The following is a 15,075-nucleotide window of genomic DNA, read 5'->3' on the forward strand; positions in this document are numbered from 1 at the left end:
CCCTCACGCCGCGTCCGAAGCTGAAGAGCCTAACGGTTGTCTTCCTTCTTTACACGCCACGGGGAATGCTCATCGGGTTCTCGACGAAAGTCGGTCTCACCGAGATCGATCGTTCGCGTCGGGGGCGCTTGATGCGCGCCCGATCCGGCATAGAAGCGTTGGCGCGACGAGAAGAAGAAGAAGGTCCGCGCACCAAGTCGTGACCACAACAGATTCCGCACGAATGGCAGCAGGAGCAAGAGACCCACCAGATCGGTGACAAAACCTGGAATGATTAGCAGTATGGCCGCAACGGCAATCATGGCGCCGTGGACAAACACCTTTTCTGGATCGGTGCCGAGGCCGTCTTTTTCACGCAGCTTGCGTATCATGCCGATGCCGCGAACGCGAAGCAATGTGAGCCCGGCGACGGTCGACAGGACGATCAATCCCAGCGTTACGGCAATGCCGACCGCCTTGCCGACGATAATGAAGCCCGCGATCTCGATAAGCGGGAGAACTATGAACAGCAATGCTGGAATGCGCATGCGCAACTCTCTCCTCCGAACCCTCCGGCCGCCTTTCGGCAAATGGCTCGGCATGACGATGCGCGCCAAAGACTTGGCAGCGCCATTTGAATGATGGCCGAATGCAGACTATATGGGGATGAAGAACGGAAAAATAAACGTCAGCGGCGGATGCGATGGGTTCCAACGACTTTGTAACGCTCTTTCTTCTCGTGGCCGCAGTCCTGATTTTTCTTCAGCTGCGTAGCGTGCTGGGCCGCAGGACAGGCAATGAGAAGCCGCCCTTCGAGCCATATAGCTCACGCGATGCGTCGCAAGTGCCCGGTACGGACGACGGTAAGCTGGTGACGTTGCCACGGCGCGACGAAGGAGGAGATGACCGCTTTTCGGCCATCGATTCTTTCGCGAAGCCCGGCACATCGCTGAATTCGTCGCTGCGGGACCTTGTCGCCGTTGATCCCAGCTTCAATCCGAAGGAGTTTCTGAACGGTGCGCGGCTGGCCTACGAGATGATCGTGACAGCCTTTGCCGAGGGCGACCGCAAGACGTTGAAGAACCTGCTCTCGCGCGACGTCTACGAGGGGTTTGACGGTGCGATATCCGAGCGAGAGTCCCGCGGCGAAATGATGAAGTCGACTTTCGTTGGCATCGAAAAGGCTGAAATCAAGCAGGTCTCTGTCAAGGACAGCGAAGAGCAGGTGACCGTCCGCGTGGTCTGCCAGCTGATAACGGCAACCTTCGGCAAGGACGGAAAGCTGATTGACGGCGACCCGGAAGCGGTAAGCGAAGTCAACGACATCTGGACGTTTGCACGTGACATTCGCTCGCGTGACCCGAACTGGAAGCTCGTGGCGACCGAATCGGAACAATGAACGGCAGCCCCGCAGGATTTCGACTGACACCCGTCTCGTTTGACGAGATCCCTGGATGGCGTGATGATGACCCGTCGCCACTGTTTGCGGGGTTACAGGCGTGCCGACGGTACGTTCGGTCTGTGAAGACGTACCGCACCGGCTCGCTGGGTCTTAGCTGCGACGATCTGATGCCGCTTCTCGACAAGGCCAAAGAAGTGGCGATTCAATCCGGCGAAGTCGCCCGCCGATTCTTCGAGATCGAATGTCAGCCGTTCCGGATTGACCAAACGGAGGGAAAAGCGGGTCTTGTCACGGCCTTCTACGAGCCTGAGGTAGCAGTCTCGTCGACCCGAGACGGCGAGTACGTCCATCCCTTCTATCGTCGCCCCCCCGACCTGGTCGATATCGATCAGGAGAACAGGCCTGCCGATGCTGACCCCACCTATCGCTTCGGTTTGCTACAGGACGGTGTGATTTCGATCTATCCCGACCGGAGAGTGATCGATCAGGGTTATCTCGAGGGACGGAATCTCGAAATCGCCTGGGCGAAATCCAAGGTCGACGTCTTCTTCGCGCATGTTCAGGGCGCCGCACGACTTCTCTATCCGGACGGCACGACGAAGCGTATCACCTATGACGCAAAGGCTGGGCATCCCTTTTCGGCTATCGGCAAGTTGCTCATCGAACGCGGCGAGATCGAGCCGTCAAATATCTCCATGCAATCGATCCGCAGTTGGCTGGCACAGCATCCCGACCAGACCGACGAGGTGTTGTGGCACAACCGGTCTTACATATTCTTCCGAGAGGCAGCCGTGGACGATCCGGAACTCGGTCCGATTGCCGCTGCAAAAGTCCCCCTGATTGCGGGACGATCTCTGGCCGTCGACCGGCAAATCCACACGTTTGGTTTCCCCTTCTTCGTCCGTTCCGAAGCTCTGACGACCATCGATGCCGGCAAGCCGTTTGCGCGGCTGATGCTGGCCCTCGATACCGGTTCGGCCATTGTCGGCCCGGCGCGAGGTGACATCTTCACCGGTTCGGGTGATGCCGCCGGAGAACTGGCGGGAGCCGTTCGCAACAATGCAGACTTCTATATACTTGTGCCGAAAAATGCAGCGGTGAGGTATATCTAAGTGCCGGGAAAGGGAGAGCTCAGCGGCGAGGACCGTATCCTCTGGGGAAAGGTGGCCCGGACCACGCGACCACTGCACGGTCGGTTCGAAGAACTGTTGGTTTTCGAGGAGGAGTTTGCCGAACCGGCGGTGTCGGTTCCAGGTGTGGTCGAGCGATCGGAAGCCGGTGTTGCCTCGGCGGCGGCCGAGACCGACCGCCAAAAGAAGACTGCCGGCCGTCATCATCCACTGGAAAAACCAGTCAAGCGCAAACTGGCGCGGGGACATCTCGCTCTCGAAGCGCGCATCGATCTCCATGGGCTCGTCCAGAGCGAGGCGCACGCAATGCTTCTCGACTTCCTCGTGAGGGCGAGTGAGCGTGGAATGCGGCATGTGCTCGTCATCACAGGCAAGGGTAGCTCGCTTGGAAGCGACGGTGCGTTGAAGCGCGCTGTTCCGCTATGGTTTTCGAAACCGGAGTTCCGCCACTTGATTTCGTCGTACGAGGCGGCGGCACGCCAGCATGGCGGCGAGGGCGCGCTGTATGTACGTCTGTCCCGCAGACGCGGAGATCGCCCATGACGCCTTTCGGGGAGGCGCTGCGGAAGCTGCGTGAGAGAAAAGGTGTTTCGCAAAAGGCGATGGCGGCGGCTATCGGTGTATCGCCGGCCTATCTGTCGGCGCTTGAGCACGGCAAGCGCGGCAGGCCGAATTTCGACCTTCTCCAACGCATCGCCGGCTATTTCAATATCATCTGGGACGAGGCAGAGGAGCTCTTCTCGGTGGCGAGTATGTCCGATCCCCGCGTGGTGATCGACACCTCCGGTCTCCCTCCACAGTATACCGCTCTTGCGAACGCTCTCGCACACAGGATTCGCTTGCTGCCGCCGAACGTGATAAACGAGTTGAACAGCGTTCTAGAAAAAGCCAAATGAGCTGCTTAACCCCCGGGGCGACGCTCCTATCCACGGGATTCGGGGTCCCTTGCGTTTGGAAGTTTCGCCAAACCACCTATAGTCGACGCGATTGTAGCCGCTGATTCGACGGGCCGCGGCTCCTTATGACTGACTGGAAAGATCGTTAAATGAGTGACACGCCGGTAACTGAGAACACTGCCTCCAATGAATATGGGGCAGAGTCGATCAAGGTGCTGAAAGGTCTGGATGCCGTGCGCAAGCGCCCCGGCATGTATATCGGCGATACCGATGACGGTTCTGGCCTGCATCACATGGTCTACGAAGTCGTCGACAACGCGATTGACGAGGCGTTGGCAGGCCACGCCGACATTGTCACCGTTGCGCTGAATGCGGATGGCTCCGTTACCGTTACGGACAATGGCCGTGGAATTCCCACGGATATCCATCCCTCCGAAGGGGTGTCCGCGGCCGAAGTGATCATGACCCAGCTCCATGCCGGCGGCAAGTTCGACCAGAACTCCTACAAGGTTTCGGGCGGTCTTCACGGTGTCGGCGTTTCGGTCGTCAATGCCCTGTCGACCAAGCTGGTGCTCAAGATCCGTCGTGGCGGCAAGCTCCACGAAATAAGCTTCACGCACGGCGTCGCCGATGCACCGCTGCGGATCACCGGCGAGTACGAAGGTCGCTCGGGAACAGAGGTGACGTTCCTGCCGAGCCCTGAGACTTTCACCAATATAGAATTCGACTACGGCACACTTGAACACAGGCTTCGCGAACTGGCATTCCTGAATTCCGGCGTCCACATCCTGCTGACCGACAAACGCAAGTCCGATGTTCGCCAGGAGGAGATGATTTACGACGGTGGCCTGGAGGCCTTTGTCCGCTATCTCGACCGCTCGAAGAAACCGCTGGTGGAAAAACCCGTCGCGATCAAGGGAGAGAAGGACGGGATCACCGTCGAGGTCGCCATGTGGTGGAACGACAGCTACCACGAAAATGTACTCTGCTTTACGAACAACATTCCGCAGCGGGACGGTGGCACGCACATGGCCGGTTTCCGCGGGGCGCTGACCCGTCAGATCGTCTCCTATGCCGACAGTTCGGGGATCATGAAAAAGGAGAAGGTGACGCTCACCGGCGATGATTGCCGAGAAGGGCTGACAGCCGTGCTCTCCGTAAAGGTGCCCGACCCCAAGTTTTCTTCCCAGACCAAGGATAAGCTCGTCTCCTCCGAGGTGCGTCCGGTTGTCGAAAGCCTCGTCAACGAAGCCCTCAGCACCTGGCTCGAGGAGCATCCCGGCGACGCGAAAATCCTGGTCGGCAAGGTCGTTGAGGCCGCCGCGGCCCGCGAGGCCGCGCGCAAGGCGCGTGAACTGACCCGACGCAAGGGCGCACTCGACATTGCCTCGCTGCCCGGCAAGCTTGCCGACTGCTCCGAGCGTGATCCAGCCAAATCGGAACTCTTCCTGGTGGAGGGTGATTCCGCAGGCGGTTCGGCAAAGCAGGGGCGCTCGCGTGAAACGCAGGCCATCCTGCCGCTGCGCGGCAAGATCCTGAACGTCGAGCGTGCGCGTTTCGACAAGATGCTGTCGAGTCAGGAAATCGGAACTTTGATCACGGCGCTCGGTACGTCGATCGGCAAGGATGAGTTCAACGCAGACAAGCTGCGTTATCACAAGATCATCATCATGACCGATGCCGACGTCGACGGCGCCCACATTCGAACGCTTCTTCTGACCTTCTTCTTCCGCCAGATGCCGGAACTGATCGAGCGCGGCCATCTCTATATCGCACAGCCGCCGCTCTATAAGGTGACCCGCGGCAAGTCGGTTCAGTATCTGAAGGACGAGAAGGCACTCGAGGATTACCTCATCTCGATGGGCCTCGAGGATGCGCGCTTGACACTCGGCAGCGGCGAGGTGCGCGCAGGTTCCGATCTCCGGGAAGTCATCCAGGACGCTTTGCGGCTGCGGTCTCTGATTGACGGTCTGCATTCCCGCTATAATCGCAACGTGATCGAGCAGGCGGCGATCGCCGGCGCACTCAATCCGGAACTGACGGGAAATCACGAACGCGCGGAGCAGACCGCGGCAGAGGTTGCACGTCGACTCGACTTGATTGCTGAGGAAACGGAGCGCGGCTGGAGCGGCCACGTGACCGATGAAGGCGGACTGCGTTTCGAGCGAATGGTCCGCGGGGTCAAGGAAGTGGCTTTCGTCGATGTCGCCCTCATCGGCTCCGCGGACGCACGTCATATCGACCAGCTGTCTGCCAGACTGCGCGATGTCTACGGCGTTCCGCCCATACTTTCCAGGAAGGACGGACAGCAGGAGATGTCGGGTCCGCGTGCCTTGTTGGACGCCATCTTTGCGGCCGGCCGCAAAGGCCTGTCCATGCAGCGTTACAAAGGTCTCGGCGAAATGAATGCGGAACAGCTTTGGGAAACGACGCTCGATCCGAATGTCCGCTCGCTGCTTCAGGTGAAGGTCACCGATGCGACCGATGCCGACGGACTGTTCTCGCGCCTGATGGGAGACGAGGTCGAGCCTCGGCGCGAGTTCATTCAGGACAATGCTTTGAGCGTCGCCAATCTCGACATCTGATGGGAACGTGAATCATCTGTTAACGATGATTCACGTGAAACAGTGTCGGCTTCAGGTGGACTGAAACAGACCTTCGAAGGCGACGGCGGTGAGCGGTTTGCGGTTGCTCGGGATTTCTCGTGCCTGCAGGTGTTCCGGCAGCAGGTTCTTGTCAGCGAGTTTGCCGATCGCGACAGCAGCTTCCGCGCGGTAACCCGGCGGAACTTTGAGAACGTCGATCGCCTTGTCGAAATCGACTCCGCCCATGCCGTGCGCGTAATAGCCGGAGTACACAGCCTGAAGAGCCAGCATCGCCCACGCCGCCCCGGCATCGAAGCTGTGGCTGCGGAAAGGCTTCGGTTCAGAGCCATCGTCCTTTCGGTTCAGCATGTCCGAAAAGATGATGATGAGAGCGGAGGCCGACTTCGCCCAGACCTGGTTTGACTCAGCCAGGACAGAGAGAATCCTGTCGAAGCCGTCAGTGCCACGCAGCGCGTAGACGAACCGCCACGGCTGGTAATTCGAAGCGGACGGTGCCCAATGGGCGGCCTCCAAAATCGTTAGAAGCGTGTTCTTCGACATGGCATCGCCGGAAAAGCTGCGCGGCGACCAACGGTCAAGGAAGACGGGGTTGATGTCAAAATCAGACTGTCGGTGATTACTGCTCGTCATGGAAGCTTCTCGTTCCGATCGTGTGGGAGGAAAAACGTCGAACCTGTGGTACCGCTCGATCATCAGACGTCACTTGGCTGTGCGCAAGTCATAACGCGGATTACGCCGGCCATATTGCTGCCTCGCGGAGGTTGTCTTTTTTGCATAGCAACAAATTCGTTACTTGTTTGGTGAACTCTGGTAATTCTGACGGATCAGCTGCTGACGCATCAGGCGCTCGGTGGTCATCGAAAGGCAAGAGCATCCATGTTCTATCAGCTCTATGAATTGAACCATGCGGCAATGGCCCCTTTCCGCGCCACGGCCGACGCAATGCGGCTTGCCTATAGAAACCCGCTTAATCCGCTGGCGCATACCGTTGTCGGGCGCACGTTCGCAGCCGGCTTCGAAGTCTTTGAGCGTGTGACGCGCCGCTACGGAAAACCGGAGTTCGGCTTGCCTTTCACGCAGATCGGCGGGCGACCGGTCGCCGTGAAAGAGCAGATCGTCTGGAACAGACCGTTCTGCAACCTCATCCATTTCGATCGCCAGCTGCCGGCGGGGCAGCCGGGTGACCCCAAGATCCTCGTTGTTGCGCCGATGTCCGGCCACTACGCGACGCTGCTGCGTGGTACGGTCGAGGCACTCCTTCCAGAAGCGGACGTCTTCATCACCGACTGGATCGACGCCCGGATGGTTCCGGTAACTGACGGATCATTCGATCTGGACGATTACATCGATTACGTGATCGATATCCTGCATTATCTCGGGCCTGATACCCACGTCGTGGCCGTCTGTCAGCCGTCAGTTCCGGTTCTTGCGGCCGTCGCCGTGATGGAGGCGAACGGCGACTCGCATGCGCCGGCCACGATGACCCTCATGGGTGGCCCGATCGATACGCGGATCAATCCCACCGGGGTCAATGAGCTGGCACAAAACAAGCCGCTCGAGTGGTTCAGGGACAATGTCATCATGAATGTTCCATGGCCTCAGCCGGGCTTCATGCGGGCGGTCTATCCGGGATTCCTGCAGCTCTCCGGCTTCATGTCGATGAACCTCGACAGACACATGATCGCGCACAAGGAATTCTTCGTTAATATGGTCAAGAATGACGGCGACTCGGCCGAGAAGCACCGCGACTTCTATGACGAGTATCTGGCGGTCATGGATCTGACAGCGGAGTTCTACCTGCAGACCGTAGACACGGTGTTCATCCGGCATGCTTTGCCCAAGGGAGAGATGACTCATCGCGGTAAGCCGGTGGACACGACCGCGGTCCGTAACGTCGCCCTCCTGACCGTTGAAGGGGAGAACGACGATATATCGGGCGTCGGTCAGACGCGAGCGGCCCAATCGCTTTGCCCCAATATTCCCGAGGCGAAGCGGATGCACTATCTTCAGCCGGACGTTGGCCACTATGGTGTGTTCAACGGCTCCAGGTTCCGCAAGGAGATCGCGCCGCGGATTCTCGCCTTCGCGAGGAATCACGCGCAGGGAAAGAAGCGATCCGTCGTCAAGGAAGTGATCAGGGGCGGACGTTCGGTCTAGTCGCGAATTGCGACAAGGGTTTCATACCCTTGGCGGGAGTCCGGGTCGTCTGACCTTGAAGCGGGTTCCAGTTCTTCCCACATCGTCTTCATTCGGGTGGCATAATGTTCCCGAATGAAAACGAGGATCATTGACGATGAACCAGTCAGCATTGCTTCGTCCGGATTGGACGCCTGCAACCGTTGCACTCATGGTGCTCGGCTTCATAGTGTTCTGGCCATTGGGCTTGGCCATGCTCGCCTACATCCTGTTCGGCGACCGCTTTCGAAGCTTCAAACGCGAAGCGAATACAGCGGCTGACGGCATATTCGACCGGTGCCGTCATGGGCGCCATCGCGGGCCGCACTTCTCCACCGGTAATGTCGCTTTCGACGATTGGCGAAAAGCAGAGCTCGATCGGCTGGAGACTGAACGTCGTAAGCTCGATGAGATGCGAGAAGAATTCGATGCCTATCTGCGGGAGCTGAGGCGGGCAAAGGATCAGGAGGAGTTCAACCGTTTCATGAGGGATCGTGAAGCGGCGAGGCGTTCCGGCGAGGGGCCTGTTCAACCCGCCACGTGAACGTATGCTGGATTACCGATCGGGGCCGGCATTCGCGAATGCCGGTTTTTTCGCGTCTGGGCAGCGAATCGGATAGAAGCAGGATCCATGTATCAATTCCTGAAGAAATCGACGCGTGCGAAGCCGGTCCCGCAGCAGCGATTGCTGCAGGTCAACGGCCGGGAAATGCCGCTGACGATTCGGCAGAATCCGCGCGCGACAAGAATCACCCTGCGGATCGAGCCAGGCGGGCGAGCGCTGAAGATGACGGTGCCGCGCGGCTTGCGTCATTGGGAAGTTGATGAGTTCCTCGAACGTCACCAGGGTTGGTTGATGACGCGCCTGGCGCGTTACGGCTCGGAAATGACGCTCCGACACGACGGCGAGATAGCCATTCGGGGTGTGCCCCACCGTATCGTACATACGGGTCTTCTGCGAGGTATTACGGAAACGGCCGTAGTCGACGGTCGCTCCGCTCTCAGGGTGAGCGGCATGGAGGAACATGTCGGCCGCCGGATTGCAGCCTTCCTCAAGAAGGAGGCTCGGCGCGATCTGGAAAAGCTTGTGGCCATGCATGCCGCCCGCGTCGGGCGGCCCGTCCGTTCGCTGACGATGAAGGATACGCGCAGCCGGTGGGGCTCGTGTTCGTGGGACGGCAATCTGAGCTTCTCCTGGCGCATCGTCATGGCTCCGCCGCAGGTGATCGATTATCTTGCGGCTCACGAGGTTGCCCACTTGCGGGAGATGAACCACAGTGCCGCCTTCTGGGCTCTGTGCGGTGAATTGTGCCCGGCGATGGACGAGGCGAAGGCTTGGCTGAAGCGGCACGGCTCGCAGCTGCATGCCATCGACTTTGACTAGCGTGGGCAAAGCCGGGCGGCTATTGTCGCAATTTGGCTCGACTCTTTTGCATTTTCGTGCGACTTCGCTGCCATGATGCCGGATATCAAGATCTGCGGATTGAAAACGTCGGAAGCGGTCGACCGCGCGGTTGAACGCGGGGCGACGTATATTGGCTTCATTTTCTTCGAAAAGAGCCCACGGAACATAGAGCCGGACATGGCGGGCACACTGGCGGATCGGGTCCGCGGGCGCGTCAAGATCGTCGCGGTGACCGTTGACGCAGATACCGATGAGCTCGATGAAATCGTTGAGCAGCTGAAGCCCGATATCCTTCAGCTGCACGGCAACGAAAGCCCGGAACGCCTTCTCATGCTCAAGGCGCTTTATGGCCTGCCGATCATGAAGGCGTTTTCGATCCGGGAACCTGATGATCTGAAGAGGATCGAGCCGTACATCGGTATAGCCGATCGGTTTCTCTTCGATGCGAAGGCGCCGAACGGCTCGGAACTGCCCGGCGGAAATGGCGTTCCTTTCGACTGGAGAGTGCTGCGCACGCTTGACGGCAGCGTCGATTACATGCTTTCCGGCGGCCTCAACAAGGACAACGTTGCCGAGGCTCTGCGCGAGACAGGTGCCCGCGGCATTGATGTGTCTTCCGGCGTTGAATGCGCGCCCGGCGTGAAGGATACCGCCATGATCGATGAGTTTTTTGCGGCAGTGAAACGCGCCTCTGCGCTTGAGCCGGTTTCAGGGAGCACGAAGTGAACCAGACAGTATCACCGAATTCCTATCGTGAAGGTCCGGATGAGGACGGACGTTTCGGTATCTACGGCGGTCGCTTCGTGGCCGAAACCCTGATGCCGCTGATCCTCGATCTGCAGGCAGAGTGGGAAAAGGCGAAGGACGATCCGGAATTTCAGGCCGAGCTCGCCGGGCTTGGCACCCACTACATCGGACGGCCGAGCCCGCTTTATTTCGCGGAACGCCTGACCGAGCACCTCGGCGGTGCCAGGATCTACTTCAAGCGCGAGGAACTCAACCACACCGGCTCGCACAAGATCAACAACTGCATCGGCCAGATTCTCCTTGCCAAACGCATGGGCAAGAAACGAATCATCGCCGAAACCGGCGCCGGCCAACATGGCGTCGCCTCGGCTACCGTCGCCGCGCGGTTCGGCTTCCCCTGCGTAGTGTACATGGGCGCGACCGACGTTGAACGTCAGGCGCCGAATGTCTTCCGCATGAAGCTGCTCGGTGCCGAGGTAAAGCCGGTGACATCGGGGCACGGCACTCTCAAGGATGCCATGAATGAGGCGCTGAGGGATTGGGTCACGAACGTTGATGACACTTACTATCTGATCGGCACGGCGGCTGGTCCGCACCCCTATCCGGAAATGGTTCGGGACTTCCAGTCTGTGATCGGCAAGGAGGCGCGCGAGCAGATATTGGAAGCGGAAGGCAAGCTTCCCGATCTCGTCATCGCGGCCGTTGGCGGCGGCTCGAATGCGATCGGCATCTTCCATCCGTTCCTGGATGATCCTGACGTCAAGATCGTCGGGGTCGAGGCGGGTGGCAAGGGGCTTTCCGGCGACGAACATTGCGCGTCGATCACCGCGGGTTCGCCGGGGGTCCTGCACGGCAACCGGACCTATCTGCTCCAGGATTCGGACGGCCAGATCAAGGAAGGCCACTCCATTTCCGCAGGTCTCGACTATCCGGGCATTGGGCCGGAACACGCCTGGCTCAACGATACCGGCCGCGCCGAATATGTTCCGATCATGGATGGAGAGGCACTCGAAGCCTTCCAGCTGCTGACGAAGCTAGAGGGGATCATTCCGGCTCTCGAACCGTCCCACGCAGTTGCCGAGGTCATCAAGCGGGCGCCGAAGATGCGCAAGGATCAGGTGATCCTGCTCAATCTCTCCGGTCGCGGTGACAAGGATATCTTCACCGTCGGCAAGATTCTCGGCATGGAGCTCTGAAATGACTGCACGCATGGAAAAGAAGTTTGCCGAGCTGAAGGCGGAAGGCCGGCCGGCGCTGATTACCTACTTCATGGGCGGGGATCCCGACTTCGGAACGTCGCTCGCCATCATGAAGGCTTTGCCCGAGGCCGGTGCCGACGTGATTGAGCTCGGCATGCCGTTCTCTGATCCGATGGCGGACGGTCCGGCGATCCAGATGGCAGGCCAGCGGGCACTGAAATCCGGACAGACGTTGAAAAAGACGCTTCAATTGGCCAGCGAATTCCGGAAGGGAAACCAGCACACGCCGATCGTCATGATGGGTTACTACAACCCGATCTATGTTTTCGGCGTGGAGAAGTTCCTGGACGCGGCGATCGAAGCAGGAATCGACGGCCTGATTGTCGTTGATCTGCCGCCGGAAATGGATGATGAGCTTTGCATCCCGGCGCGCAGGAAAGACATCAACTTCATCCGACTGGCGACGCCGACGACGGACGATCGACGTCTTCCGACGGTGCTGAAGAACACGTCGGGCTTCGTCTACTACGTTTCGATGACGGGGATCACCGGCTCCGCTCTGCCAGACCCGTCCAAGGTGGCTGCGGCCGTCAATCGCATCAAGGCGCACACCGATCTGCCGATCTGTGTCGGCTTCGGTGTCAAGACGGCCGAGCACGCCCGCCTGATCGGCGCCAATGCCGACGGGGTCGTCGTCGGCACAGCGATCGTGAACCAGGTTGCTCTAAGCCTCAACAAGGATGGAACGGCGAGTGCGGATACGGTGCAGGCCGTCGCGACCCTGGTGCAGGGACTGGCGACCGGCGTCCGCGCCGCACGGCTTGCCGCAGCAGAATAGCACCCCATATCGGGGACATCAGTCAGGAGTTTAGTGACGTGAACTGGATTACCAATTACGTGCGGCCGCGCATCAATTCCATGCTCGGCCGTCGTGAGGTTCCGGAAAACCTCTGGATCAAATGCCCTGAAACCGGCGAGATGGTCTTTCACAAGGACCTCGAAGAGAACAAGTGGGTGATCCCGTCCTCGGGCTATCACATGAAGATGCCGGCGAAAGCCCGACTTCTGGATCTCTTTGACAACGGAGCCTATGAAGCCCTGCCGCAGCCGAAGGTCGCGCAGGATCCGCTGAAGTTTCGCGACTCCAAGAAATACACTGATCGCCTGAAGGACAGCCGTCTGAAGACTGAGCAGGAAGACACGATCTTGGCTGGCCTCGGGACGGTCGAAGGGGTGAAGCTCGTCGCCGTTGTCCACGAATTCAACTTCATGGGCGGTTCGCTTGGCATCGCCGCCGGCGAAGCCATCGTAAAGGCGTTCGAGCGGGCCATCGCCGAGAAGTGCCCGCTCGTCATGTTCCCGGCCTCGGGCGGGGCGCGAATGCAGGAGGGTATTCTCTCGCTCATGCAGTTGCCGCGAACGACGGTTGCGGTCGAGATGCTGAAGGAAGCCGGGCTTCCCTATATCGTCGTTCTGACCAACCCCACGACCGGTGGCGTGACTGCGTCCTACGCGATGCTGGGCGACCTTCACATAGCCGAGCCGGGCGCCGAGATCTGCTTTGCCGGCAAGCGTGTGATCGAGCAGACGATTCGCGAGAAGCTGCCGGAAGGCTTCCAGACCTCGGAGTACCTGCTCGAGCACGGCATGGTGGACATGGTCGCCAAGAGGCACGACATCCCGACCCTTCTCGCCCGGCTGCTCCGTATGATGATGAGGCAGCCGGCGGCCGCCTGACGCTCTGCCTTGGAGAGGAAGAAGCGCAGCTCACCCCGAACTCCCTCCGGCAAATCCGGAGCGCGGAATCCGTCATGAACATGCCTGTATTCAGTGAGGCGGAGCACGAGATCGACAAGCTCATGGGACTGCATCCCAAGGGCTTCGATCTTTCTCTCAGCCGCATCCGCCGTCTGCTCGAAGAGCTCGGTAACCCGCACTTGCGGATGCCGCCGGTGATCCATGTTGCCGGCACCAACGGCAAGGGCTCGGTCACGGCGTTCTGCCGCGCGATCCTCGAGGCCGGCGGGCTTGGCGTCCACGTCCACACCTCGCCGCACCTCGTCCGTTGGCACGAACGCTATCGTCTTGGCCGAAAGGGTGGGCGGGGAGAGCTGGTGGATGACGTCGTCTTTGCGGATGCGCTTCGGCGAGTTGCACAGGCCAATGACGGGCAGGCGATCACTGTTTTTGAGATTCTGACGGCCGTCACTTTCATCCTGTTTTCAGAGCACCCTGCCGACGTTGCCATCATCGAGGTGGGCCTTGGCGGACGCTTCGATGCGACCAACGTCATCGAGCACCCGGCCGTATCGGTGGTCATGCCGATTTCACTCGATCACCAATCCTATCTCGGTGATCGCGTCGAACTGATCGCGGCGGAGAAGGCAGGTATCATGAAGCGTGGTTGCCCGGTCGTGATCGGGCATCAGGAACACGAGGAAGCGCGCGATGTTCTCATCGCGACGGCGGAACGACTCGGCTGCCCCATGTCGGTCTTCGGGCAGGATTTCCTCGCCTATGAGGAGCAGGGCCGCCTGATCTACCAGGATGAATTCGGTCTTTCCGATCTGCCGCTGCCGCGGCTGCCCGGTCGCCATCAATACGCCAATGCGGCGGCGGCCATCCGCGCGGTGAAGGCCGCCGGCTTCGATGTAACTGAGGCCATGGCCGAAAAGGCGATGACATCGGTTGAATGGCCCGGCCGTCTGCAGCGGCTTGTTGCCGGTGCGCTGATGCCGCATACCCCGGATGGGGCGGAGATATGGATCGACGGAGGCCATAATCCCGGCGCAGGCGAAGTCATCGCAGAGGCGATGGCGGGTTTCGAGGAGAGGCAGCCGCGCCCGCTCTACCTGATCACGGGAATGATCAATACCAAGGATCCCGTTGGCTACTTCCACGCCTTCGCCGGGCTTGCCCAAGAGGTTTTCACGGTGCCGATCAGAGGAACCGATGCCGCGCTGGATCCCGTCGCTTTGGCGCAAGCCGCATCGGATGCCGGCTTGCAGGCGTCGCCCATGTCGTCGGTGGCGGAGTCTCTGGAGGCTATTCGCAATCGCCTGGCAGCAGGCGAGGCTGCACCACGAATCCTGATTGGTGGCTCGCTTTACCTTGTCGGCAACGTACTTGCGGACAACGGGACACCACCCAAGTGAATGAAGCCCGGCCAAGGCCGGGCTTCATATATTTCGAGCTGATCCGGACGAAATCAGGCGGCGCTGGAGATCCAGCTCGCCAGCGCGGTCTTGGGCGAGGCGCCGACCTTGATATCGGCTACCTCACCGCCCTTGAAGATCGCCAGGGTCGGAATCGAGCGGACGCCGAACTTGGCGGCAAGCTCCGGATTTTCGTCGATGTTGATCTTGGCAACCTTAACCTTGCCCGCCATCTCGTTCGAGATCTCTTCCAGGCTCGGTGCAATCATTTTGCATGGACCGCACCACTCAGCCCAGAAGTCGACGACCACTGGCTGAGCGGACTCGAGGACTTCCGTCTGGAAGTTGGAATTGTCGACTTTTACCGTGGCCATAGGCTGC

At 59.8% G+C, this 15,075-nt stretch carries 16 protein-coding genes; 13 read left to right on the forward strand and 3 right to left on the reverse strand.

What is annotated here, in order from left to right; genetic code table 11:
* Positions 1-29: 29 nt before the first annotated feature.
* Complete coding sequence (locus tag NHF53_RS21440; protein WP_252835940.1) at positions 30-527, reverse strand: FxsA family protein; 498 nt, start codon at positions 525-527, stop codon at positions 30-32.
* A gap of 155 nt (positions 528-682) precedes the next feature.
* Between NHF53_RS21440 and NHF53_RS21445 the strand changes: the two genes are divergently transcribed.
* From NHF53_RS21445 to gyrB, 5 genes are all read left to right on the forward strand, one after another.
* Positions 683-1,378, forward strand: a complete 696-nt coding sequence (locus NHF53_RS21445; protein WP_252835941.1) for a Tim44/TimA family putative adaptor protein — start codon at positions 683-685, stop codon at positions 1,376-1,378.
* Positions 1,375-2,493: a murein transglycosylase A gene (locus NHF53_RS21450; RefSeq protein WP_252835942.1), complete on the forward strand. Its 1,119-nt coding sequence runs from the start codon at positions 1,375-1,377 to the stop codon at positions 2,491-2,493. Before NHF53_RS21445 ends, NHF53_RS21450 begins: the two co-directional genes overlap by 4 nt.
* On the forward strand, positions 2,494-3,054 hold the full coding sequence (locus NHF53_RS21455) for a Smr/MutS family protein (RefSeq protein ID WP_252835943.1): 561 nt from the start codon (positions 2,494-2,496) through the stop codon (positions 3,052-3,054).
* The gene (locus NHF53_RS21460; protein ID WP_252835944.1) at positions 3,051-3,407 is read left to right on the forward strand and encodes a helix-turn-helix domain-containing protein; all 357 of its coding nucleotides are present in this window, start codon (positions 3,051-3,053) and stop codon (positions 3,405-3,407) included. Before NHF53_RS21455 ends, NHF53_RS21460 begins: the two co-directional genes overlap by 4 nt.
* 149 nt (positions 3,408-3,556) lie before the next feature.
* Positions 3,557-5,992, forward strand: a complete 2,436-nt coding sequence (gene gyrB / locus NHF53_RS21465) for a DNA topoisomerase (ATP-hydrolyzing) subunit B (RefSeq protein ID WP_252835945.1) — start codon at positions 3,557-3,559, stop codon at positions 5,990-5,992.
* Positions 5,993-6,043: 51 nt separating this feature from the next.
* On the opposite strand, the gene NHF53_RS21470 is transcribed toward gyrB, so the two are convergent.
* Complete coding sequence (locus tag NHF53_RS21470) at positions 6,044-6,643, reverse strand: nitroreductase family protein (protein ID WP_252835946.1); 600 nt, start codon at positions 6,641-6,643, stop codon at positions 6,044-6,046.
* Between the two features lie 246 nt (positions 6,644-6,889).
* Here NHF53_RS21470 and NHF53_RS21475 point away from each other — a divergent pair, with 246 nt between their 5' ends.
* The 8 genes from NHF53_RS21475 (at position 6,890) to NHF53_RS21510 (ending at position 14,694) form a co-directional block, all read left to right on the forward strand.
* On the forward strand, positions 6,890-8,170 hold the full coding sequence (locus NHF53_RS21475; protein WP_252835947.1) for a polyhydroxyalkanoate depolymerase: 1,281 nt from the start codon (positions 6,890-6,892) through the stop codon (positions 8,168-8,170).
* 136 nt (positions 8,171-8,306) lie between these two features.
* Entirely contained in the window at positions 8,307-8,732 is a 426-nt protein-coding gene (locus tag NHF53_RS21480; RefSeq protein WP_252835948.1) for a DUF2852 domain-containing protein, read from the forward strand.
* Positions 8,733-8,819: 87 nt separating this feature from the next.
* Positions 8,820-9,572 carry a M48 family metallopeptidase gene (locus tag NHF53_RS21485; protein WP_252835949.1) on the forward strand — a complete coding sequence of 251 codons (753 nt, stop codon included), beginning with the start codon at positions 8,820-8,822 and terminating at the stop codon, positions 9,570-9,572.
* A gap of 72 nt (positions 9,573-9,644) precedes the next feature.
* Positions 9,645-10,319 carry a phosphoribosylanthranilate isomerase gene (locus tag NHF53_RS21490; RefSeq protein WP_252835950.1) on the forward strand — a complete coding sequence of 225 codons (675 nt, stop codon included), beginning with the start codon at positions 9,645-9,647 and terminating at the stop codon, positions 10,317-10,319.
* Positions 10,316-11,536 (forward strand): tryptophan synthase subunit beta, encoded by a 1,221-nt coding sequence (trpB, locus tag NHF53_RS21495; protein WP_252835951.1) that lies wholly within the window; start codon positions 10,316-10,318, stop codon positions 11,534-11,536. The genes NHF53_RS21490 and trpB overlap by 4 nt, the downstream gene beginning before the upstream one ends.
* 1 nt (position 11,537) lies before the next feature.
* Positions 11,538-12,377, forward strand: coding sequence for a tryptophan synthase subunit alpha (gene trpA, locus NHF53_RS21500; RefSeq protein ID WP_252835952.1), 840 nt, complete (start codon positions 11,538-11,540; stop codon positions 12,375-12,377).
* A gap of 38 nt (positions 12,378-12,415) precedes the next feature.
* Entirely contained in the window at positions 12,416-13,276 is an 861-nt protein-coding gene (gene accD, locus NHF53_RS21505; protein WP_114364964.1) for an acetyl-CoA carboxylase, carboxyltransferase subunit beta, read from the forward strand.
* A gap of 74 nt (positions 13,277-13,350) precedes the next feature.
* On the forward strand, positions 13,351-14,694 hold the full coding sequence (locus tag NHF53_RS21510) for a folylpolyglutamate synthase/dihydrofolate synthase family protein (protein ID WP_252835953.1): 1,344 nt from the start codon (positions 13,351-13,353) through the stop codon (positions 14,692-14,694).
* A gap of 53 nt (positions 14,695-14,747) precedes the next feature.
* Here NHF53_RS21510 and trxA read toward each other — a convergent pair whose 3' ends face one another.
* Positions 14,748-15,068 (reverse strand): thioredoxin, encoded by a 321-nt coding sequence (gene trxA, locus NHF53_RS21515; RefSeq protein ID WP_112690558.1) that lies wholly within the window; start codon positions 15,066-15,068, stop codon positions 14,748-14,750.
* Positions 15,069-15,075 lie beyond the last annotated feature (7 nt).

The organism is Ciceribacter sp. RN22 (genome assembly GCF_024054295.1).
GTDB lineage: Bacteria > Pseudomonadota > Alphaproteobacteria > Rhizobiales > Rhizobiaceae > Allorhizobium > Allorhizobium lividum.

Coding starts and splice junctions, on each gene's coding strand:
- NHF53_RS21440 (WP_252835940.1), bottom strand. CDS start 527: ATGCGCATTCCAGCATTGCTGTTCATAGTTCTCCCGCTTATCGAGATC.
- NHF53_RS21445 (WP_252835941.1), top strand. CDS start 683: ATGGGTTCCAACGACTTTGTAACGCTCTTTCTTCTCGTGGCCGCAGTC.
- NHF53_RS21450 (WP_252835942.1), top strand. CDS start 1,375: ATGAACGGCAGCCCCGCAGGATTTCGACTGACACCCGTCTCGTTTGAC.
- NHF53_RS21460 (WP_252835944.1), top strand. CDS start 3,051: ATGACGCCTTTCGGGGAGGCGCTGCGGAAGCTGCGTGAGAGAAAAGGT.
- gyrB (WP_252835945.1), top strand. CDS start 3,557: ATGAGTGACACGCCGGTAACTGAGAACACTGCCTCCAATGAATATGGG.
- NHF53_RS21470 (WP_252835946.1), bottom strand. CDS start 6,643: ATGACGAGCAGTAATCACCGACAGTCTGATTTTGACATCAACCCCGTC.
- NHF53_RS21475 (WP_252835947.1), top strand. CDS start 6,890: ATGTTCTATCAGCTCTATGAATTGAACCATGCGGCAATGGCCCCTTTC.
- NHF53_RS21480 (WP_252835948.1), top strand. CDS start 8,307: ATGAACCAGTCAGCATTGCTTCGTCCGGATTGGACGCCTGCAACCGTT.
- NHF53_RS21485 (WP_252835949.1), top strand. CDS start 8,820: ATGTATCAATTCCTGAAGAAATCGACGCGTGCGAAGCCGGTCCCGCAG.
- NHF53_RS21490 (WP_252835950.1), top strand. CDS start 9,645: ATGATGCCGGATATCAAGATCTGCGGATTGAAAACGTCGGAAGCGGTC.
- trpA (WP_252835952.1), top strand. CDS start 11,538: ATGACTGCACGCATGGAAAAGAAGTTTGCCGAGCTGAAGGCGGAAGGC.
- NHF53_RS21510 (WP_252835953.1), top strand. CDS start 13,351: ATGAACATGCCTGTATTCAGTGAGGCGGAGCACGAGATCGACAAGCTC.
- trxA (WP_112690558.1), bottom strand. CDS start 15,068: ATGGCCACGGTAAAAGTCGACAATTCCAACTTCCAGACGGAAGTCCTC.